Annotated in this window: 19 protein-coding genes and 1 pseudogene; 12 read left to right on the forward strand and 8 right to left on the reverse strand. The window is 53.1% G+C overall.

Annotated features, from left to right (window positions below):
• Positions 1 to 47: 47 nt before the first annotated feature.
• The 3 genes from dnaJ (at position 48) to nhaR (ending at position 3,488) form a co-directional block, all read left to right on the forward strand.
• Entirely contained in the window at positions 48 to 1,181 is a 1,134-nt protein-coding gene (gene dnaJ, locus ACVXHP_RS13595; RefSeq protein WP_201442871.1) for a molecular chaperone DnaJ, read from the forward strand.
• A gap of 209 nt (positions 1,182 to 1,390) precedes the next feature.
• Positions 1,391 to 2,557: a Na+/H+ antiporter NhaA gene (gene nhaA, locus ACVXHP_RS13600; RefSeq protein ID WP_042312462.1), complete on the forward strand. Its 1,167-nt coding sequence runs from the start codon at positions 1,391 to 1,393 to the stop codon at positions 2,555 to 2,557.
• Positions 2,558 to 2,594: 37 nt separating this feature from the next.
• Positions 2,595 to 3,488 (forward strand): transcriptional activator NhaR, encoded by an 894-nt coding sequence (gene nhaR / locus ACVXHP_RS13605; protein WP_006686630.1) that lies wholly within the window; start codon positions 2,595 to 2,597, stop codon positions 3,486 to 3,488.
• A gap of 54 nt (positions 3,489 to 3,542) precedes the next feature.
• On the opposite strand, the gene ACVXHP_RS13610 is transcribed toward nhaR, so the two are convergent.
• From ACVXHP_RS13610 to rpsT, 3 genes are all read right to left on the reverse strand, one after another.
• The gene (locus ACVXHP_RS13610; protein ID WP_200008529.1) at positions 3,543 to 5,582 is read right to left on the reverse strand and encodes a glycoside hydrolase family 31 protein; all 2,040 of its coding nucleotides are present in this window, start codon (positions 5,580 to 5,582) and stop codon (positions 3,543 to 3,545) included.
• A gap of 39 nt (positions 5,583 to 5,621) precedes the next feature.
• Positions 5,622 to 6,995, reverse strand: coding sequence for an MFS transporter (locus ACVXHP_RS13615; protein ID WP_447571642.1), 1,374 nt, complete (start codon positions 6,993 to 6,995; stop codon positions 5,622 to 5,624).
• A gap of 448 nt (positions 6,996 to 7,443) precedes the next feature.
• Positions 7,444 to 7,707: a 30S ribosomal protein S20 gene (rpsT, locus tag ACVXHP_RS13620; RefSeq protein ID WP_038637070.1), complete on the reverse strand. Its 264-nt coding sequence runs from the start codon at positions 7,705 to 7,707 to the stop codon at positions 7,444 to 7,446.
• Positions 7,708 to 7,812: 105 nt separating this feature from the next.
• Here rpsT and ACVXHP_RS13625 point away from each other — a divergent pair.
• The 9 genes and pseudogenes from ACVXHP_RS13625 to ACVXHP_RS13665 all read left to right on the forward strand — a co-directional run bounded on the left by ACVXHP_RS13625 (position 7,813) and on the right by ACVXHP_RS13665 (position 16,260).
• Positions 7,813 to 8,028, forward strand: a pseudogene (locus ACVXHP_RS13625) (DUF2575 domain-containing protein).
• A 7-nt stretch (positions 8,029 to 8,035) separates the two neighbouring features.
• Positions 8,036 to 8,974, forward strand: coding sequence for a bifunctional riboflavin kinase/FAD synthetase (gene ribF / locus ACVXHP_RS13630; protein ID WP_200008533.1), 939 nt, complete (start codon positions 8,036 to 8,038; stop codon positions 8,972 to 8,974).
• A gap of 37 nt (positions 8,975 to 9,011) precedes the next feature.
• Entirely contained in the window at positions 9,012 to 11,828 is a 2,817-nt protein-coding gene (gene ileS / locus ACVXHP_RS13635; RefSeq protein WP_447571643.1) for an isoleucine--tRNA ligase, read from the forward strand.
• The gene (gene lspA / locus ACVXHP_RS13640) at positions 11,828 to 12,325 is read left to right on the forward strand and encodes a signal peptidase II (RefSeq protein ID WP_204561654.1); all 498 of its coding nucleotides are present in this window, start codon (positions 11,828 to 11,830) and stop codon (positions 12,323 to 12,325) included. The genes ileS and lspA overlap by 1 nt, the downstream gene beginning before the upstream one ends.
• A 117-nt stretch (positions 12,326 to 12,442) precedes the next feature.
• The gene (fkpB, locus tag ACVXHP_RS13645; protein ID WP_003018929.1) at positions 12,443 to 12,892 is read left to right on the forward strand and encodes an FKBP-type peptidyl-prolyl cis-trans isomerase; all 450 of its coding nucleotides are present in this window, start codon (positions 12,443 to 12,445) and stop codon (positions 12,890 to 12,892) included.
• 1 nt (position 12,893) lies between these two features.
• On the forward strand, positions 12,894 to 13,844 hold the full coding sequence (ispH, locus tag ACVXHP_RS13650) for a 4-hydroxy-3-methylbut-2-enyl diphosphate reductase (protein ID WP_200008539.1): 951 nt from the start codon (positions 12,894 to 12,896) through the stop codon (positions 13,842 to 13,844).
• A gap of 65 nt (positions 13,845 to 13,909) precedes the next feature.
• Positions 13,910 to 14,824: a ribonucleoside hydrolase RihC gene (gene rihC, locus ACVXHP_RS13655; RefSeq protein ID WP_447571644.1), complete on the forward strand. Its 915-nt coding sequence runs from the start codon at positions 13,910 to 13,912 to the stop codon at positions 14,822 to 14,824.
• A gap of 97 nt (positions 14,825 to 14,921) precedes the next feature.
• Entirely contained in the window at positions 14,922 to 15,485 is a 564-nt protein-coding gene (locus tag ACVXHP_RS13660; RefSeq protein WP_447571645.1) for a glucose-6-phosphate isomerase family protein, read from the forward strand.
• Positions 15,478 to 16,260 carry a glucose-6-phosphate isomerase family protein gene (locus ACVXHP_RS13665; protein ID WP_316130553.1) on the forward strand — a complete coding sequence of 261 codons (783 nt, stop codon included), beginning with the start codon at positions 15,478 to 15,480 and terminating at the stop codon, positions 16,258 to 16,260. The genes ACVXHP_RS13660 and ACVXHP_RS13665 overlap by 8 nt, the downstream gene beginning before the upstream one ends.
• A 111-nt stretch (positions 16,261 to 16,371) precedes the next feature.
• On the opposite strand, the gene ACVXHP_RS13670 is transcribed toward ACVXHP_RS13665, so the two are convergent.
• From ACVXHP_RS13670 to ACVXHP_RS13690, 5 genes are read right to left on the reverse strand one after another with little or no spacing between them, the layout of a single operon-like run.
• Positions 16,372 to 17,190, reverse strand: coding sequence for a PTS system mannose/fructose/sorbose family transporter subunit IID (locus ACVXHP_RS13670; RefSeq protein ID WP_016151643.1), 819 nt, complete (start codon positions 17,188 to 17,190; stop codon positions 16,372 to 16,374).
• On the reverse strand, positions 17,190 to 17,987 hold the full coding sequence (locus ACVXHP_RS13675) for a PTS mannose/fructose/sorbose/N-acetylgalactosamine transporter subunit IIC (RefSeq protein ID WP_042312436.1): 798 nt from the start codon (positions 17,985 to 17,987) through the stop codon (positions 17,190 to 17,192). Before ACVXHP_RS13675 ends, ACVXHP_RS13670 begins: the two co-directional genes overlap by 1 nt.
• 10 nt (positions 17,988 to 17,997) lie before the next feature.
• Positions 17,998 to 18,492 carry a PTS system mannose/fructose/N-acetylgalactosamine-transporter subunit IIB gene (locus ACVXHP_RS13680; protein WP_042312435.1) on the reverse strand — a complete coding sequence of 165 codons (495 nt, stop codon included), beginning with the start codon at positions 18,490 to 18,492 and terminating at the stop codon, positions 17,998 to 18,000.
• A gap of 11 nt (positions 18,493 to 18,503) precedes the next feature.
• Positions 18,504 to 18,932, reverse strand: coding sequence for a PTS sugar transporter subunit IIA (locus ACVXHP_RS13685; RefSeq protein ID WP_075145223.1), 429 nt, complete (start codon positions 18,930 to 18,932; stop codon positions 18,504 to 18,506).
• A 4-nt stretch (positions 18,933 to 18,936) separates the two neighbouring features.
• Complete coding sequence (locus ACVXHP_RS13690) at positions 18,937 to 20,682, reverse strand: class I mannose-6-phosphate isomerase (protein ID WP_447571646.1); 1,746 nt, start codon at positions 20,680 to 20,682, stop codon at positions 18,937 to 18,939.
• Between the last annotated feature and the right edge of the window lie 86 nt (positions 20,683 to 20,768).

A 20,768-nucleotide genomic window follows, 5' to 3' on the forward strand; every position in this document is an offset into this window, starting at 1 on the left:
GGTTTCCTCTCCGCCCGTGCACGCATGTTAGGGGCAGATAAAAAGAGATGGCTAAGCAAGACTATTACGAGATTTTAGGCGTTTCCAAATCAGCGGAAGAGCGTGAAATCAAAAAGGCCTACAAGCGCCTGGCCATGAAATATCACCCGGACCGTAACCAGGGTGATAAAGAGGCCGAAGCCAAGTTTAAAGAGATCAAAGAAGCCTACGAGATCCTGACCGATGCGCAAAAACGCGCGGCTTACGATCAATACGGTCATGCTGCGTTTGAGCAAGGTGGTATGGGCGGCGGCGGCGGTTTTGGCGGCGGGGCTGACTTCAGCGATATCTTTGGTGACGTGTTTGGCGATATCTTTGGCGGCGGTCGTGGTCGTCAGCGCGCCTCACGTGGTGCTGATTTACGTTACAACATGGATCTCACTCTGGAAGAAGCCGTGCGTGGCGTCACCAAAGAGATCCGTATTCCGACGCTGGAAGAGTGTGACGTCTGCCACGGCAGCGGCGCCAAGGCGGGCACTCAGCCGCAAACCTGTCCAACCTGTCACGGTTCCGGCCAGGTGCAGATGCGTCAGGGCTTTTTTGCCGTACAGCAGACCTGTCCACATTGTCAGGGGCGCGGTACGCTGATTAAAGATCCGTGCAACAAATGTCACGGTCATGGTCGCGTTGAGAAAAGCAAAACGCTGTCCGTTAAAATCCCGGCAGGCGTTGACACCGGCGATCGTATTCGTCTGTCTGGCGAAGGTGAAGCCGGTGAGCATGGCGCACCAGCAGGAGATCTGTACGTTCAGGTGCAGGTGAAACAGCACGCCATCTTTGAGCGTGAAGGTAACAACCTGTACTGTGAAGTGCCGATCAACTTCTCAATGGCAGCGCTGGGCGGCGAGATTGAAGTCCCGACGCTGGACGGTCGCGTGAAGTTAAAAATTCCGGGCGAAACGCAGACCGGCAAACTGTTCCGCATGCGCGGGAAAGGTGTGAAGTCGGTTCGCGGTGGCGCTCAGGGCGATCTGCTGTGCCGTGTAGTTGTTGAAACCCCGGTTGGTCTGAACGACAAGCAGAAGCAGTTGCTGAAAGATCTGCAGGAAAGCTTCGGCGGTCCTACCGGCGAAAACAACAGCCCGCGTTCGAAAAGCTTCTTCGACGGTGTGAAGAAGTTCTTTGACGATCTGACGCGCTAATTCTCGACTCAGAAATCTTCGATTAAAAGCCTGGGACTGAAATGTTTCAGGCTTTTTTATTTCTGTTTTCCGTTCGGAAAATCTTTATCGACTTTACTTTATTGGATCGTAAAAACCGAATCATTCAACATGAATAATCTAATTTTAACGAGCTTTTTGAGGGTGTAATATAGTATTTACGAAGTATTCACCCAATAGAGAGAATAAAAGTGAAACATCTGCATCGTTTTTTTAGTAGTGATGCCTCGGGGGGCATCATCCTGATCATCGCAGCCGTCGTCGCTATGTTGATGGCAAATATCGGGATTACCAGTGGATGGTACCACGCCTTTCTGGAAACGCCTGTGCAACTGCGGGTTGGCGCGCTTGAGATCAACAAAAATATGCTGCTGTGGATCAACGACGCGTTGATGGCGGTGTTCTTCCTGTTGATTGGTCTGGAGGTGAAGCGCGAGTTAATGCAAGGCTCGCTGGCCAGTCTGCGTCAGGCGGCCTTTCCGATCATCGCCGCTATCGGGGGGATGATTGTCCCTGCGCTGCTGTATCTGGCATTTAACTATGCTGACCCTATCACGCGTGAAGGGTGGGCGATCCCGGCTGCAACAGATATCGCTTTTGCATTAGGCGTGCTGGCACTGTTGGGCAGTCGTGTCCCGTTGGCGCTGAAAATCTTCCTCATGGCGCTGGCGATTATCGATGATCTTGGCGCTATCGTGATCATCGCGCTGTTCTACACCAGCGATCTCTCACTGCTGTCGCTGGGCGTTGCCGCATGTGCCATTCTCGTCTTGGCGGCATTGAATCTGTGTGGCGTGAGACGTACCGGGATTTATATTCTGGTGGGCGTGGTGCTGTGGACTGCGGTACTGAAGTCCGGCGTGCATGCGACGCTGGCTGGCGTGATCGTCGGTTTCTTCATTCCGTTAAAGGAAAAACATGGACGCTCACCGGCAAAGCGTCTGGAGCATGTTTTACATCCGTGGGTGGCATACCTGATCCTGCCGCTGTTTGCCTTCGCTAACGCGGGCGTTTCACTGCAGGGTGTCACCATTGATGGGCTGACCTCCGTATTACCGCTGGGGATTATTGCAGGTCTGTTGATCGGTAAACCGCTGGGTATCAGCCTGTTTTGCTGGCTGGCGTTACGCTTAAAGCTGGCGCAATTACCTGAAGGAACGAATTTCCAGCAGATCATGGCGGTCGGGATTCTGTGCGGCATTGGCTTTACGATGTCGATTTTCATCGCCAGCCTGGCGTTTGGGAACGTCGATCCTGAGCTGATTAACTGGGCGAAACTGGGGATTTTGATTGGCTCCTTGCTGTCGGCGGTAATTGGTTACTGCTGGTTACGCACCCGGTTAAACGCATCCGCCTGACAGGTAACCCTTTCGTGACAATTTTCAGGGAGAGAGTATGTCTCATATAAATTACAACCACCTGTATTACTTTTGGCATGTCTATAAAGAAGGTTCGGTGGTTGGTGCAGCAGAAGCGCTTTATCTGACACCACAAACCATTACCGGGCAGATCAAAGCGCTTGAAGAACGCTTACAGGGAAAATTGTTCAAGCGGAAGGGGCGTGGGCTGGAGCCAAGTGAGTTAGGCGAATTAGTCTTTCGTTATGCGGATAAAATGTTCACGTTAAGCCAGGAAATGCTGGATATCGTGAACTACCGCAAAGAGTCTAATTTGCTGTTTGATGTCGGCGTGGCGGATGCGCTATCCAAACAGCTGGTCAGCCGTGTGTTGGATGCCGCGGTGGTGGAAGATGAACAAATCCATCTGCGTTGTTTTGAATCAACGCACGAGATGCTGCTGGATCAGCTCAGCCAGCATAAGCTGGATATGATTATCTCTGACTGTCCGATCGATTCTACGCAACAGGAAGGACTGTTCTCGGTGCGCATAGGCGAATGCGGCGTGAGTTTTTGGTGCACGCAGCCTTTGCCTGAGAAACCGTTTCCGGCCTGCCTGGAAGAGCGTCGATTGCTAATCCCAGGACGTCGCTCGATGCTCGGGCGTAAGCTGTTGAACTGGATTAACTCACAAGGCTTGAACGTTGAAATCCTCGGCGAGTTTGATGACGCCGCATTGATGAAAGCGTTTGGTGCAACGCATAACGCTATTTTCGTTGCCCCAACGCTCTATTCGAACAACTTCTATGCCGATGATTCGATTGTTGAGATTGGGCGCGTGGAGAATGTGATGGAGGAGTACCACGCTATATTTGCGGAAAGGATGATCCAGCATCCGGCGGTACAGCGTATTTGTAATGCGGACTACTCGGCATTATTTAAGCTGCAATAGACATCAACACGGTAAGACTTCCGGCTGCGGGCAATTACCGCAGCCGGAATCATTCTATAAACTCAGTAGGCTACGGTACTGTCCACCTTCGCGGATAAACACCGGAATTCTGTCCAATGGCGTAGCGTAATGCAGCGTCTGCCCTCCTGAATAGCTTTCACCGGTCGCAAGATCTGTCCACTTTTCCCCTTCCGGTAGCCAGACATCACGCTCGCGCATGCCCTCATGCATCACCGGAGCAATCAGCAGATCGGGACCAAAACAGTACTGGTCGGCGATCTCCCAGCTTTTTGTCTGCTCAGGAAATTCAAAAAACAGGGTGCGCATCACCGGCGCATTGCGTTCATGCGTTTCTGCCATCAGCGCCTTGATATAGGGCTTCAGCTTTTCACGTAAGGTCAGGCAACCCGTCAATATATCGTAAACGTCTTCGCCATAGCTCCAGACTTCATTCGGCGCTCCGGTCGGGCATTGCGCAATACCGTCCCGATACGGTTGTTCGGGTAAAATTTGCGGATCTCGATTGCCGTGCAGGCGCATAACCGGGCTAAAGACGCCCCACTGGAACCAGCGGATCAGCAGTTCATGAAAGCGTGGATCGTGAATATTACCACCATGAAAACCGCCAATATCCGTTGTCCACCACGGGATACCCGCAATCCCCATATTGAGTCCGGCGGCAAACTGATTGCGCAGCGATCGAAACGAAGAGTGAATATCACCTGACCACACCAGCGCGCCATATTTCTGACTCCCCGCCCAGGCGCAGCGCAACAGATTGATAACCTTGTCTTCGCCATCGGCTTTCATGCCGTCAAAAAAGGTTTTGGCATACATTCGCGGGTAGATATTGCCCACTTCCAGTACCGGACCGGCGTGGTAGCGATAGTTGTCGTAGTCGTAAACGCTGAATTCAGGCTCGGCTTCATCTAACCAGAATAACTTCACGCCTTTATCGTAATAATTGCGCTTGGCTTTGCCCCAGACATAGTCGCGCGCGCCCGGATGGGTGGCATCAAAGAAAGTGGTATTCCCGAGGAAATCCATATTGATTGGCAATCCGCGTTCCGTTTGTACCAGCCAGCCGTTTTCACGCATCTCCCGATAGCTTTCGGTGCGGTTGTCTACCGTTGGCCAGACGGACACCATCAGTTCGATACCCAGTGATTTCAGTTCGGCGATCATGGCGTCGGGATCGGGCCAGTCGCGCGGGTCGAACATCCAGTCACCTTGATTCGGCCAGTGGAAGAAGTCGATAACGATAACCGAAATGGGCAGATTGCGCTGTTTATACTCGCGGGCGACCGCCAGCAGTTCTTCCTGGGTACGATAACGGAGTTTGCACTGCCAGAAACCCATGGCGTAATCCGGCATCATCGGCGGCGTGCCGGTCGCGAGCGCGTAAGCCTGGCTGATTTCCGCTGGCGTATCCCCTGCGGTGATCCAGTAGTCCAGTTGTTCGCTGACCTGAGCTTCCCATTCGGTAACGTTGTGGGCGAAGGTTACGCGGCCTACGGCCGGGTTGTTCCATAAAAAACCATAGCCGAGGCTGGAGAGCATAAAAGGTACTGAGGCTTGGGAATTACGCTGTGCCAGCTCAAGCACGCACCCTTTGAGGTCCAGATTGGCTTGCTGATACTGGCCCATGCCATAAATTTTTTCGTCTTCGGCGGCTTCGAAACGGGCTTTAATCGCATATTTTCCACCCTGAATAGGGCGAAATTCGCGCCCCTCAAGGTTAAGTGCGCTGACGTACTGGCCGTGTGAAGATTCGTCCTCGCCGATTTCTCCCCGCAGACGCCAGAACTCCTGTAGTAAACATTTATGGGGATGGCGGTAAAAGCTGATTTGGCCCTTTTGATTGACGATAGCGATAATCTTTCCGTTAGTCAGCGTGGCTTGCTTTTGGTCATAGACGATATGGCAGGCGCTCTCCGCCACTGGCTCCGTTAGCGCCCAGTCTTCATTTCTCATAACCGGCAGATGACGGCCGCTACGCACGCGCAGGCTGTTCTCGCCCCAGGGTTCAATCCATAAATAGCGATCGTTTTGCTGCCAGACCAGACGATGCGGGTCTTGTTGCAAAAATGGCATGGTGGTTTCTCCCATATTTGGCTGGTAAAGATAAGAACGTTAGTGATTGATCGTTTCCAGATCGCGGCGAACCTCGTCTTCCATGGCTTCATATTTACGGAAGAAAAGCAGGGGGATTGCTGCGAGCGTGAAGAGGAGGGCGGGCGCCCAGATAAAAGCCCAGGTTATCCCTTCCAGGCCTGTAGCGCTCTGCGCATGGTTAGGGACGTAGCCAAAACTGTTCATGATCCAGGCGGCAAAAGCGGTACCGAGACCACTGCCCATTTTGATGCAGAAGGTGCTGCCAAAGGCGATAAGAATGCCGGTAGCTTTGACACCCGTCTTCCATGCGCCAAAGTCGACGGCGAATCCGAGCATGGCGAAGGGCATTGAGCAGGCGATACCGCTACCGATATTGCCCAGAACCCAGGCGGCAATCAGCATTGGAATGTTATCCGCAGCCAGCCACATCATCACACCGCCAAACGTAGCGACCAGCAGACCGCCGATCCAGATCCAGGTTTTAGAAAGATATTTGCTAAAGAAAGGGATGGCGATGATAAACAGGATCTGAATCGTCGCCAGGCTGTTGATTAGCGGGACCAGATCTTTGCGATCCAGGTTGTAGGTCAGATAATAGACAATGGTCGTTGAGCGCTGTTGAAGCGCTACCCAGAAGATCAGATTAGCCAGCACCATCAGGATCCACGGCCAGTTGCCTTTCATGGCCGCGAAACTTTTTTTCATCGGCAATCTTGGCTCTTGCTGTATTTTATCCGCATCCATTTCACGAATGTTTTTAAACGCAAAGAGCGTTAGCGCGCAAGATATAATGGCAAATGTAATTGCCGTATAAATAAAACCTGCATGGTCATCACCGTTACCTAAAAAAGCGACTAACGGTAAGGCGGTCGCGTTCATTAATAAAACCCCTATTTGCCCGCCGGTCATTCTCCAGGAATTTAAGACCAGACGTTCCTTGGGGGACAGGGTCATTAAGGGCAATATTGCACTGAGCGGGGTGTTAAGTCCGGTAAATAAAATACTGGCTATCATGTAGGATATTGCTGCATATATGGCTTTTCCGGTCATGCTGATATCAGGAGACCAAAATGAAAGCGCGCTGAATACGGCAAAAGGCAGCGGTAACCATAAAAACCAGGGACGGCATTTACCGTAGCGTGAACGGGTCTTGTCGATGATGATCCCCCAGATTGGAGCATCTATGCCATCAACAATACGCGCCAACAGCAGGATGACACCCGCTACGGCGAGGCTGATACCGGCAACGTCTGTATAGAAATATAGAATGTATGTTGAACCGAAACAGTACAGCAGATTTCCCGCTACATCTAAAGAACCGTAGCTAATTCGCTGTAGTAAAGATAATGATGTTGACCCGCAAGACTGGGTATCCTCAATAACAGAACTCATAATGATAACTCCGATATTGGTGCGATACGCCCAGAAAAACAGCTTTTACTTTCTAAGCAGTAGGGTTGTCGTTATTTTTTATTGTCCGGGGAAATTAACCTTTAGGTAAAATAAGGATAAAGACGTTTTATGAAAAGTAGTTAACCCCGGCGTGGCGATCAATTATCAAATCTCACATCAGGATTGCGTTTATTCGTTTTTTGTTGAGCAATGATATTATTTGCTATGGCGGTCACAATTTCGACAGTAATGAAATAAAAAAAAGTAAACAGTGAAAGAAAACAACTTTCATCTGCCTGATGGCGATGTGGGTGGACAGGGGATTAAACAAGCATAGTGCACGAAAGGTGCGATAGCAGGCCGCAGTGGAGAAAGTGTGGGCCTGAACGACAGACATAAAAAAACCCGCTTGCGCGGGTTTTTTCACAAAGCGACAACAAGCAGGCGATTAAGCCAGTTTGTTGATCTGTGCAGTCAGGTTTGCTTTATGACGTGCAGCTTTGTTTTTGTGGATCAGACCTTTAGCAGCCTGACGGTCCACGAGTGGTTGCATTTCGTTAAATGCTTTCAGTGCAGTAGCTTTGTCGCCAGCTTCGATAGCTGCGTATACTTTCTTGATGAAAGTACGCATCATAGAGCGACGGCTAGCGTTGTGCTTGCGGGCCTTTTCAGACTGAACGGCGCGCTTCTTAGCTGATTTGATATTAGCCAAGGTCCAACTCCCAAATGTGTTCTATATGGACAATTCAAAGGCCGAGGAATATGCCCTTTTAGCCTTCTTTTGTCAATGGATTTGTGCAAATAAGCGCCGTTTAAATTGCAGCACTCGTTGCGTAGTGATGGCGCAGGATTCTACCAGCTTGCGTGCCGTGAATACAGCCTTTCCATGAGAAAAATTGCATTGGCTTGCCCGTGAAGGGCATCAATTTGCTTCATAACAATGAAAACCATCCTCTTTCTGTTTCGGAGAAACAATCGCCGGTTAACCTTGACCGCGGTACAGGGTATACTTTCACGATTTTCACTGTTTTGAGCCAGACATGAAGCTGATACGAGGCATACATAATCTCAGTCAGGCCCCGCATGGGTGTGTGCTGACTATTGGTAATTTCGACGGTGTGCACCGCGGCCACCGGGCGTTGTTGCAGGGCTTACAGGAAGAAGGACGCAAACGCAATTTACCGGTAATGGTGATGATTTTCGAGCCACAGCCGCTGGAATTGTTCGCCACGGACAAGTCACCTGCGCGACTCACCCGCCTGCGCGAAAAACTGCGTTATCTGGCGGAGTGTGGCGTAGATTACGTACTGTGTGTGCGTTTTGACAGGCGCTTCGCGGCATTAACGGCGCAGACTTTTATCAGCGATCTGCTGGTTAAGCGCCTTGGTGTACAATTTCTCGCCGTTGGCGATGATTTCCGCTTTGGCGCTAGCCGTGCGGGCGATTTCTTGTTATTACAGGAAGCGGGCGCTGAGTATGGCTTTGATATCACCAGCACCCAGACCTTCTGTGAAGGCGGTGTGCGTATTAGCAGCACCGCGGTCCGTCAGGCGCTGGCTGAAGATAACCTGCAGTTGGCCGAAAGCCTGCTTGGGCACCCTTTTACCATCTCAGGACGGGTGGTACATGGTGACGAGTTAGGACGCACCATTGGTTTTCCGACGGCAAACTTACCGCTTCGTCGCCAGGTTTCTCCGGTGAAAGGGGTTTATGCGGTTGAAGTGATGGGGCTGGGTGACAAACCTTTTCCCGGCGTTGCCAACATCGGCACCCGCCCGACGGTAGCCGGCGTACGCCAGCAGTTGGAAGTGCATCTACTGGACGTTGTAATGGACCTCTATGGTCGCCATATAGATGTAGTGCTGCGTAAAAAAATTCGCAGCGAGCAGCGATTTGCCTCGCTGGATGAACTAAAAGCGCAGATTGCGCGTGATGAGTTGACTGCCCGCGATTTTTTTGGGCTAACAAAACCGGCTTAATGCCTATACGAGTTTTAAATACGGAACCGAGAATCTGATGAGTGACTATAAATCAACCCTGAATTTGCCGGAAACAGGGTTCCCGATGCGCGGCGATCTCGCCAAGCGCGAACCGGGAATGCTGGCGCGTTGGACTGATGATGACCTGTACGGCATCATTCGTGCGGCCAAAAAAGGCAAAAAAACCTTCATTCTGCATGATGGCCCTCCTTATGCGAATGGCAGTATTCATATTGGTCACTCGGTTAACAAGATTCTGAAAGACATTATCGTGAAGTCCAAAGGACTCACGGGCTATGACTCGCCTTACGTTCCGGGCTGGGATTGCCACGGTCTGCCGATCGAGCTGAAAGTAGAGCAGGAATATGGCAAACCGGGCGAGAAGTTCACCGCCGCTGAGTTTCGCGCTAAATGCCGTGAATACGCTGCTACGCAGGTTGACGGTCAGCGTAAAGACTTTATCCGTCTTGGCGTGCTGGGCGACTGGTCACATCCGTACCTGACCATGGACTTCAAAACCGAAGCCAACATCATTCGCGCGCTGGGTAAAATCATCGGCAACGGTCACCTGCATAAAGGCGCGAAGCCGGTGCACTGGTGCGTTGACTGCCGTTCCGCGCTGGCGGAAGCGGAAGTTGAGTATTATGACAAAACCTCCCCGTCCATCGACGTCGCTTTCGCGGCGGCCGATCAGGACGCGGTGAAAGCGAAATTTGGCGTTTCTGACGTCAACGGCCCAATCTCCCTGGTTATCTGGACCACCACCCCGTGGACGTTGCCGGCGAACCGCGCGATCTCCCTGGCGCCTGATTTTGACTATGCGCTGGTGCAGATCGACGGCCAGGCCGTGATTCTGGCGAAAGATCTGGTTGAAAGCGTCATGCAGCGTATTGGCGCGGCTGACTACACCATTCTGGGCACCGTTAAAGGCGCTGAGCTGGAACTGTTGCGCTTTACCCATCCGTTTATGGGCTTTGACGTGCCGGCGATTTTGGGCGATCACGTTACGCTGGATGCGGGTACCGGGGCGGTACATACCGCGCCTGGCCACGGCCCGGACGACTATGTCATCGGTCAAAAATACGGTCTGGAAGTGGCGAACCCGGTGGGTCCGGATGGCGCTTACCTGGCGGGAACCTACCCGACCCTGGACGGTGTGAACGTCTTTAAAGCCAACGATATTGTTGTCGCTCTGCTGAGCGAAAAAGGCGCGTTGCTGCACGTCGAGAAGATGCAGCATAGCTATCCGTGCTGCTGGCGTCACAAAACGCCGATCATCTTCCGTGCGACCCCGCAGTGGTTCGTAAGCATGGATCAGAAAGGACTGCGCGCGCAGTCCCTGAAAGAGATCAAAGGCGTGCAGTGGATCCCTGACTGGGGCCAGGCGCGTATTGAATCCATGGTGGCTAACCGTCCTGACTGGTGTATCTCCCGTCAGCGTACGTGGGGGGTGCCGATGTCTCTGTTCGTTCACAAAGACACCGAAGAGCTACATCCGCGCGCTATCGAACTGATGGAAGAAGTGGCTAAACGCGTTGAAATTGACGGTATCCAGGCGTGGTGGGATCTCGATCCGAAAGATATCCTCGGCGACGAAGCTGACCAGTATGTCAAAGTCCCGGATACGCTGGACGTATGGTTTGACTCTGGTTCCACCCACTCATCCGTCGTGGATGTGCGTCCTGAATTTGCCGGTCACGCAGCGGATATGTATCTGGAAGGCTCTGACCAACATCGCGGCTGGTTCATGTCATCTCTGATGATCTCCACCGCCATGAAAGGCAAAGCACCTTATCGCCAGGTACTGACTCACGGTTTCACCGTTGATGGTCAGGGCCGTAAGATGTCCAAGTCTATCGGCAACACCGTTTCTCCGCAGGACGTAATGAACAAACTGGGCGCGGATATTCTGCGTCTGTGGGTCGCGTCTACCGACTATACTGGTGAAATGGCCGTTTCTGACGAAATCCTGAAACGTGCAGCCGACAGCTATCGTCGTATCCGTAACACCGCGCGCTTCCTGCTGGCGAACCTGAACGGGTTCGATCCGGTAAAAGACATGGTGAAACCGGAAGAGATGGTGGTGCTGGACAGGTGGGCTGTTGGCTGTGCGCAAGCGGCCCAGGAAGAGATCCTGAAAGCTTACGAAGCCTATGACTTCCACGAAGTGGTACAGCGCCTGATGCGTTTCTGCTCCGTCGAAATGGGTTCGTTCTACCTCGACATCATCAAAGACCGCCAGTACACCGCGAAAGCGGACAGCGTGGCGCGTCGTAGTTGCCAGACTGCGCTGTTCCATATTGCAGAAGCGCTGGTTCGCTGGATGGCGCCGATCATGTCCTTTACCGCGGATGAAATCTGGGGTTACCTGCCGGGCGATCGTGAAAAATACGTCTTTACCGGTGAATGGTACGAAGGCCTGTTTGGCTTAGGTGAAACCGAAGCGATGAACGATACCTTCTGGGACGAGCTGCTGAAAGTACGCGGCGAAGTGAACAAAGTTATCGAGCAGGCGCGTGCGGATAAGAAAGTCGGCGGTTCTCTGGAAGCGGCAGTCACCCTGTACGCTGAACCAGAACTGGCGGCGAAACTGACCGCGCTCGGCGAAGAGCTGCGCTTTGTCCTGCTGACCTCTGGCGCGAGCGTTGCGGACTATGCCGCGGCGCCGGCTGATGCTCAGCAGAGCGAACTGCTCAAAGGTCTGAAAATCGTACTGAGCAAAGCCGAAGGTGAGAAGTGCCCGCGCTGCTGGCATTACACTACCGACGTCGGCCAGGTGGCGGAACATGCAGATATCTGCGGACGCTGTGTCAGCAACATCGCCGGTGATGGCGAACAACGTAAGTTTGCCTGATGAGTAAGCCTCTTTGTTCAACAGGACTACGCTGGCTGTGGCTGGTGGTAGTCGTGCTGATTATCGATTTAGGCAGCAAGTATCTGATCCTCCAGAATTTTGCTCTGGGGGATACGGTATCGCTGTTCCCGTCGCTTAATCTGCACTATGCGCGAAACTATGGCGCGGCGTTTAGCTTCTTAGCCGACAGCGGTGGCTGGCAACGTTGGTTTTTTGCCGGTATCGCTATTGGTATCTGCGTCATCCTGATGGTGATGATGTATCGCTCGAAGGCGACGCAGAAGCTGAACAACATCGCGTATGCGTTAATCATTGGCGGTGCGCTGGGTAATCTGTTCGATCGCCTGTGGCATGGCTTCGTGGTTGATATGATTGACTTTTACGTTGGCGACTGGCATTTCGCGACATTCAACCTGGCTGATACGGCAATCTGTATTGGCGCGGCCTTGATTGTTCTCGAAGGCTTCTTACCGGCGAAAGAGAAAAAAGCCGCATAAAAAAATGCCGGATGGCGCTATGCTAATCCGGCCTACAATCTATCGCGAACCTTGTTGGCCCGGTAAGCGTAGCGCCACCGGGCAAACAGGCGGCAGCAATTTTAAAGAGCAACCTGCATGTCTAAATCAGTACAGAGTAACAGTGCGGTGCTGGTGCACTTCACCCTTAAGCTCGACGATGGCTCCACCGCAGAGTCAACCCGCAATAACGGCAAGCCTGCGCTGTTTCGCCTGGGCGATGGTTCTCTGTCTGAAGGACTGGAACAACATCTGCTGGGGCTAAAAGAGGGTGATAAAACCACTTTTGCTCTGGAGCCGGATGCCGCCTTTGGCGTGTCAAGCCCGGACTTAATTCAGTATTTCTCGCGTCGGGAATTTATGGACGCGGGCGAGCCAGAAATTGGCGCTATCATGCTCTTTACCGCAATGGACGGCAGTGAGATGCCAGGTGTGATTCGTGAAATCAACGGTGACTCGATCACGGTTGATTTCAACCATCCGCTGGCCGGGCATACCGTTCATTTTGATATTGAAGTGCTGGAAGTCGAACCGGCACTGGAGGCGTAAAATGCAGATCCTGTTGGCTAACCCGCGCGGTTTTTGCGCTGGCGTAGACCGCGCTATCAGCATTGTAGAAAACGCGCTGGCTATTTATGGCGCGCCGATTTATGTCCGTCATGAGGTGGTGCATAACCGCTATGTGGTGGATAGCCTGCGCGAGCGCGGCGCTATTTTCATTGAGCAAATCAGTGAAGTGCCGGACGGCGCGATCCTGATTTTCTCCGCCCACGGCGTCTCTCAGGCGGTACGTAACGAAGCTAAAGGCCGGGACCTCACGGTTTTCGACGCCACCTGTCCGTTAGTCACCAAAGTGCATATGGAAGTGGCGCGCGCCAGCCGTCGCGGTGAAGAGTCAATTCTGATTGGTCACGCCGGGCACCCGGAAGTCGAAGGCACGATGGGCCAGTACAGTAACCCGCAAGGGGGGATGTATCTGGTTGAGTCACCAGAAGATGTGCTGAAACTGAATGTGAAAAATGAAGGAAAATTATCCTTCATGACGCAGACCACGCTCTCCGTTGACGACACCTCTGACGTCATTGACGCGCTGCGTCAACGTTTCCCGAAAATTGTTGGGCCGCGCAAAGACGATATCTGTTATGCCACCACCAACCGTCAGGAAGCGGTTCGCGCGCTGGCGGAACAGGCTGATGTGGTGCTGGTGGTCGGCTCGAAAAACTCCTCTAACTCCAACCGTCTGGCTGAACTGGCCCAGCGAATGGGGAAAGCGGCGTATCTGATCGACGATGCGACCGATATCCAGGAAGCGTGGGTAAAAGAGGCTGAGTGTGTGGGCGTGACGGCCGGAGCCTCGGCACCGGATATCCTGGTGCAAAACGTGATCGCTCGCCTGCAGGAGCTTGGCGGTGGGGAAGCTATCCCACTGGAAGGCCGTGAAGAAAATATTGTTTTTGAAGTGCCTAAAGAGCTGCGTGTGGATGTTCGTGAAGTAGAGTAAGTCTTTCACGATACGATTATGAGAAGATGCCAGACTTAACGTCTGGCATTTTTTATGGAGAAACCATGCGCTTACCGATCATTCTTGATACCGATCCCGGCATTGATGATGCCGCCGCTATTGCCGCCGCGCTGTTTGCCCCTGAGCTGGATCTGCAACTGATGACCACGGTAGCAGGCAATGTTTCGGTGGAAAAAACTACCCGTAATGCATTGCAGTTGCTGCACTTCTGGAATGCGGATATTCCGCTGGCGCAAGGGGCATCAATGCCGCTGGTGCGGCCGCTGCGAGATGCCGCGTCCGTGCACGGCGAGTCCGGTATGGAAGGGTATGAATTTGTTGAACACGACCGTCAGGTGATGGCAAAACCCGCCTTCCAGGCTATTCGTGATGCATTGATGCATGCCCCGCAGCCCGTGACGCTGGTGGCGATTGGCCCGCTGACCAACATTGCGCTGCTGCTGACCCATTATCCTGAATGTGTATTCAATATTCACCGTCTGGTGATTATGGGCGGTTCAGCCGGGCGCGGGAACTTTACGCCAAACGCCGAGTTTAATATTGCTATCGATCCCGAGGCCGCAGCGAAAGTTTTTCAGAGCGGGCTGGAGATCGTGATGTGTGGGCTGGATGTCACTAATCAGGCCATGCTCGCCCCGGACTATCTGGCGACCTTGCCGCAGCTTAACCAGACGGGAAAAATGCTGCACGCGCTATTTAGCCATTACCGCAGCGGCAGTATGAATACAGGACTGCGGATGCACGATCTGTGCGCTATTGCCTGGCTGGTGCGCCCGGAACTGTTTACCCTGCAGTCGTGCTTCGTGGCGGTGGAAACTCAGGGGGAATATACCTCGGGTACCACGGTGGTGGATATTGAAGGGCATTTGGGACATCCGGCAAATGCCCAGGTTGCGCTGGATCTTGACGTTGAGGGGTTCCAGCAGTGGGTGGCAGAGGTGTTGGCGCTGGCACCTTGAGGCTGTGATCCGGCCCGCAATATGCAGACAGAATTAGTAGGTTAATCGATTAATCTGCTAATCTTATCCTGTTGTTCTCCTCGGGCCGGAGACACATATGAACCTTTCTTTTATCCAGCCACCGCAGGTGGCGTGGGCAAGCGGCGCATTAGCCGATGGCCCGTTATTGCGTAAATCCACCCGCATTCAGGATCTTACTGACGTTTTTGCCGATGAAAAGGCCCGCCAGCAGCTGTCAGGCGAGCAGGTCGTATATGACGTTGAGATGCTGGATACGTCCCCCGCAGAAGGCGAACTCTACACCGGTGTTACCCATCTTTATCCTGGCCGGATCGGCGACGAGTATTTTATGACCCGTGGGCATTTCCATGCGCGTCGCGAACAGGGCGAGGTCTATTTTGGTCTGCGTGGCACAGGGTTGCTGCTGTTGCAAACTGAACAGGGCGAGGCGCGGCTGGAAAAGGTATTCGCCGGATCCGTCCACATTATCCCCGGCTTTACCGCACACCGGTTAATCAATACTGGGGAAGAGATTCTGTCGGCGCTTGCCGTATGGCCGGGAATTGCAGGCCATGATTATGCGGCGCTAACGAGGGGCTTTAGAATAAGAGTCTTTGAGGAAAATAAGACGGTTCAGGCGAAGGAGGTACAGAATGGCTGATTTAGCACATTCTTACGGCCTGGATATGAGAGTGCATCACCATCCGCTTGGCTTTAGCTATGGGGATGACGTCACTGGGCCGATGCCGGAGATTCGCCGACTCGATCATATTCGCGCCTCACTGCGCGATCCGCATTGTGAAGGGCCGGAAGAAGTGTATGCCATTGCGATGGATGTGGCACGCATGCAGGATCGCGAAGAGCTGAAAAAGCGGATGCTGTTGTTTGGCGTGGTGACTTATGCAGCGGGACGGCTGGGGGAAGAGCCGGTGCGTAGCCAGGGGCATATTCATCGTATCAGCCAGCACAGCGGCTGGTCCCCGCCGGAGCTTTACGAAATCTGGCAGGGAAAAGCGATAATCTATATGCAGGAGTATGTCGAGGACGACCCTGGGCGTTGTTTTGCTGTTATTGCCGGACCCGGTGAAAAAGTGCTGGTTCCGCCTGGTTGGGGGCATGCGACCATATCCGCAGATCCGAATGTACCGTTAACTTTTGGCGCGTGGTGCGATCGTGAATATGGTTTTGAGTACGAGGCCGTTCGTGCGCATAAAGGGTTGGCGTGGTACCCGTTATTGCAGGGCAACCATGTTATCTGGCAGCATAATTCGCGGTACATTCCCGGAAGATTACACGCCGTTACGCCCCGACAATATACGGAATTCTCGATTACTTCCGCCCCTGTGTACCAGCAATTCATCGAGGATCCGGCGCGCTTTCAATTTATCTCACGCCCGGATAAATGTGCAGAGTTGTGGCAAAACTTCCATCCATAAAGAGCCGGGGCCATAGCCCCGGTACTGATTTTGCCTGGTCTACAAACTGAAAAACGCGGCACAGTACAGTAGGCCGGATAAGCGGATGCGCCATCCGGCAAATAACAGACACTACCCTGCAAACAGGCCTGTGGCGACGCCCAGGGCGGCCAGTATCAACAGTAAAATCATCGCTTTTACTGGCGACACACCACGCTTGGCCATCAGATACCAGGTGCCCAATACCACAATCAGCGGCAATAGCTGCGGGAAGATTCCGTCCAGCATCTGTTGCACATGAATATTTACCCCATCCTTGGTGATAAATTCCAGCCCGGTGCCAAGTTTAACGTAGCTCGCCGCTACGCCACCCATGACAAACACCCCCAACAGTGATAACGCTTCACGCAGGCGGGCAGATTTGCTGCTCACCAGCATTTCCACCGAACCGGACCCCATTTTGTAGCCTTTGAGGAACAAAAACCATGAGCCGGGAATAATGATTGCCAGCCAGGCGACGGTATAAAACAGCGGTCCCAGAATGTTGCCGCCAGCCGCCAGGGCCATACCGATACTGAGCAGGATTGGGATCAGCATGCCCGGGATCATCGAATCGCCGATCCCGGCTATAGGGCCCATCAGTCCAACCTTCAGAGTATTGATCGTTTCCCCATCGATCGGCTCGCCGTTCGCTTTTTTCTCTTCCAGCCCCAGCACCATGCCATTTACGATCGCGCCTATCTGCGGCTCCGTATTATAAAACGAGGCGTGACGGCGCAGCATTTCAGTACGTTGGGCGGCGTCGGGATAGAGCTTTTTCGCCACCGGGAGCATACTCAGGCAAAAGCCAAAAGATTCCAGACGTTCAAAGCTCATGGATGACAAGTTGTGCATCATCCATGCGCGCCAGCAGCGGCGAAGATCTTTACGCGTAAGTGTACGTTCTTCCATCAGAATTCATCCTCATCATCAACGACCGACTTTGCATGCGTAGTCTGTGGCGGTTCTGGTTTGTAGTTGTAATGGATCAACGCCAACAGCGAACCGACGATCACCAGCGCGACCATGTTGAGTTTTAAAAAGACGATGCAGACAAAACCGACGAGGAAGTAGATCAGCATGGTGTAGTTTTTGATGATCTGCTTAAGCAATATCGCGATCCCGACGGCGGGTAAAATGCCGCCCAGTACGTTCATCGTCGACAGGACAATTTTCGGTAAACTGTCCATGAAACCGCTGATGTACTGCGCCCCAAAGTAGACCGCAATAAAGGTCGGTACAAAGCGCAGGACAAAGTTTGTCACCTGCGGCCAGATAGCGCTGTTCAGGTAAATGCCGCGTTCATCGCCCCGTTCCAGCGCCACGTCGGCCCGGTGATTCCAGAAGGAGTTCAGTACCATCATCGCGTTAAATAAAATGGTCCCGGCAATCCCGATGGTTGCCGCCAGCGCGACCGCGACCTCGGGGCCTTTACCCGAAAGGATCCCTAAAGCAATTGCTGGGTAAGCAACAAAGTTGAGGTCAGCCGGCATGGAGCCGCCGGGCGTTACCATCGCGATATAGACCGCCTGAACCGCGACGCCAATCATGATCCCGGTTTTAATGTCGCCAAGGATAATCCCGACCAACATTCCAGAAATTAGCGGACGGGTGATCAGATACCAGCCGCCAGTCAGTCCCAGCAGCCAGGGGCTGCTGAGGGCGCCGAGATAGCAAAGTATGCCAATCAACGTAGCTTCGATAATCATCGTGCGCTCCTTATTTCAGCTTCTGACGTGCGTCCTGCCAGCTGTAGCAACTGGCGTCAGGGACCAGGCGAAACTCAACCAGGTGCCCATGCTGCGTCAGCCAGTCAAAGGCGGCGATTTCCTCGCCATTCACCGACTGGTTTGGGCCGATGGTGGTGGTATCGGCACGGGCGCTCATTGGACCAACATTAATTTTGCCGTTGGCATTTTTCAGGCTGATGCCAGCTTCTTCAATGCGTTTTAGCGTAACGGGTGATTTACCAATGACGAAATAACGCTTCTCGCTGGCAATGACTTTCGGCAGTTTTTCAATCGCGGTGGCGGTATCAAACAACCAGACTTTGGTATCCTGCACGGCGCCTTTCATCACCGAAGAGAGCAGAGGGTCGGCCGCGACGGCGTCGTCTATCGCGACAATCCCGTCACAGGGCAGCTCTTTGGCCCAACGTGTCACGAGCTGCCCATGGATTACGCGGTCATCGATACGTACAAAAGAAATACTCATAGTGGTTTCCTTTAAAAATCGTCGGACTGAACGGATAAAACCGGGGCGGCTTTAATCAGCGTAGGTACCGTCAACGCCAACAGCTCGACGGCTGCGGCGTGAACATCCGTTAAATGGCAGATCTCCTCGCTTTGTAACAGCATCGGGAAGTTGACTCCCGCGACAACGGCAACGGGAGGGACCGTTTGAGCAGAAAACGCATGGTGGCAGGCGACATTCCACGGCGTACCGCTTTGCATGTCACATAGCACCAGAACGCCGTCAGCGTCTTTCCCAGCACTTGCGAGAACCTGAGAGAATGTCTGTTTAAACCCTTCGATACCCGCCTGTTCACTCAGCGTGACGGGGTAAACATGCGGTAATTCTCCGTAAACCATACGACCGCTGGCGAGAAGCGCGTCCGCCAGGGGACCATGGGTGGCAACAATAACGTTAATCATGCGCTTATCCTCTAACCCAGGCTTTAATCGTGGCAAGCTGTTGGCCGATACCCTTGCCAAACGGCGAAATACGGTATTCTCCAACGGCGGCCGGGATAATAAAGGTCTCTGCATAGTTGACGATAAACGGGGCAAATGCGCCGCTCGGGCTTTCAACAACGGCCTGCGCACCTTCGACCAGGTTCAGGACGTTTACGCCGCCATGGGTATGGTGCGTGACCGGTGCCGTAAACCAGTGGCGGCGCGTTTCAATAAACTCGCGTTCATGCATTCCGGTTCTTTCTTCCCGCCAACCTTCTCCTTCAGCGATAGGCTCGATACGGTTGACCAGGTTGTCGTGTACCCATTGCGTCTCGCGCTGCCAGTCAATCACCTGCTGACCGTGATCCAGATGGACCGGGCGTGGTAAACCGTCTAATCCTAAACGTCCCCAATCCCACAGTTTAAAGGTAAAGATATAGGGCGTTGCGCTGATCTCCAGCACCATGGTTCCAGCACCCGAACAGTGGACGGTTCCGGCGGGGATCAGAAAGTGATCGTGTTTATGCGCAGGGATCTGATTAACGAATCGCGTATCATCAAAGGCTTTTTCACCACGACCCGCGGCTCGGAGGTCGTCGAGCATGTCCTGCGGCGCGATCCCGGTTTTAGTGCCGAGATACACCACGGCGTTCGGCTCGGCTTCGAGAATGTAATAGCTCTCATCCTGGGTATAGTGCATACCAAACTGTTGCTGAATGTACTCAGTGAGCGGATGAACCTGAAAGCTCAAATTCTGGCCGCCAATGGTGTCGAGGAAGTCAAAACGAATTGGGAATTCCGCACCAAAACGTGCATGAACTTTCTCGCCCAGCAGGGGACGGGGACAGGTTAGCACCAGATCCTGAGAGGGGATCTCGATCCGCACGTTGCCAAAACGCAGTAACAGGCTGTTTTCCTCGGGCACGCAATCAAAACACCACGCGTAATTGGGGGCTGAGGGATCGAGATCGAAGTGTTGTTTCATCCATTGCCCACCCCAAACGCCTGGGTCGAAGAAAGGGGCAACGCGAAACGGTTGTTGAGTCGTTTGTTGCAAACCGGCGCGCAACGCGTCGCCGCTGACCATTGCGGGATGATTTTCTACCGTGGTATCAAGCAAATAATCGGCGCGTTTGAGTAACGGCGTTTTGTGCCGGTCGAAGACCCGCCATTCAATGAAGAAAGCGCGTTTGTACCGACGAAGAATATCTTCATCCTGGTTTTCCGCCCCCCAGTTCCCCAACCCGTCATGGCGCATACGCTGTTGAATTTCCCAACGCGGAAGATCGGCATAAACCAGTACGTCACCCGGGTGTGCCAGCGTCGCGCCGGGTCCGTACACCACGACCAGACCTTCGGCAACGGAGTCAATCTGTTGGCGGAGCTGACTGAGCTTGTCACTATCAAAAAACTCATTCAGGTGATGGCAGGAAAGGACGCCGAATACGCGATCATCGGTAAGGTTTCGCGCCAGTAACTCATGCAGGGCCTGCTCATCTCGGCGGGCGGATTCAATATTCAGTACCAGCGCGGTATCTAACGTCGTGACAAGCTGTTGTTCCAGTTCTTCAAGCCGCACGCCCGGATAGCAATCCACGATCAATACGGTTTTGGCTGCTGCAGAAACCCTGGTGTTAAGCACAGAATGGATCGATGCCCAGCTCTGCCAGGCGTGATCGTCATAGCCCTGAACGTTAACCTCAGGGAATTTATTATAGGTTGTCGTCATTTTCTTTCTCCGTGTTGGCTTATTTAAGATTAATCGATTAACCTTATTTTCATAGTGTGGTTAACGCGATTAACCCGGCATATTCA

It is taken from the genome of Citrobacter freundii complex sp. 2025EL-00176, assembly GCF_053309355.1.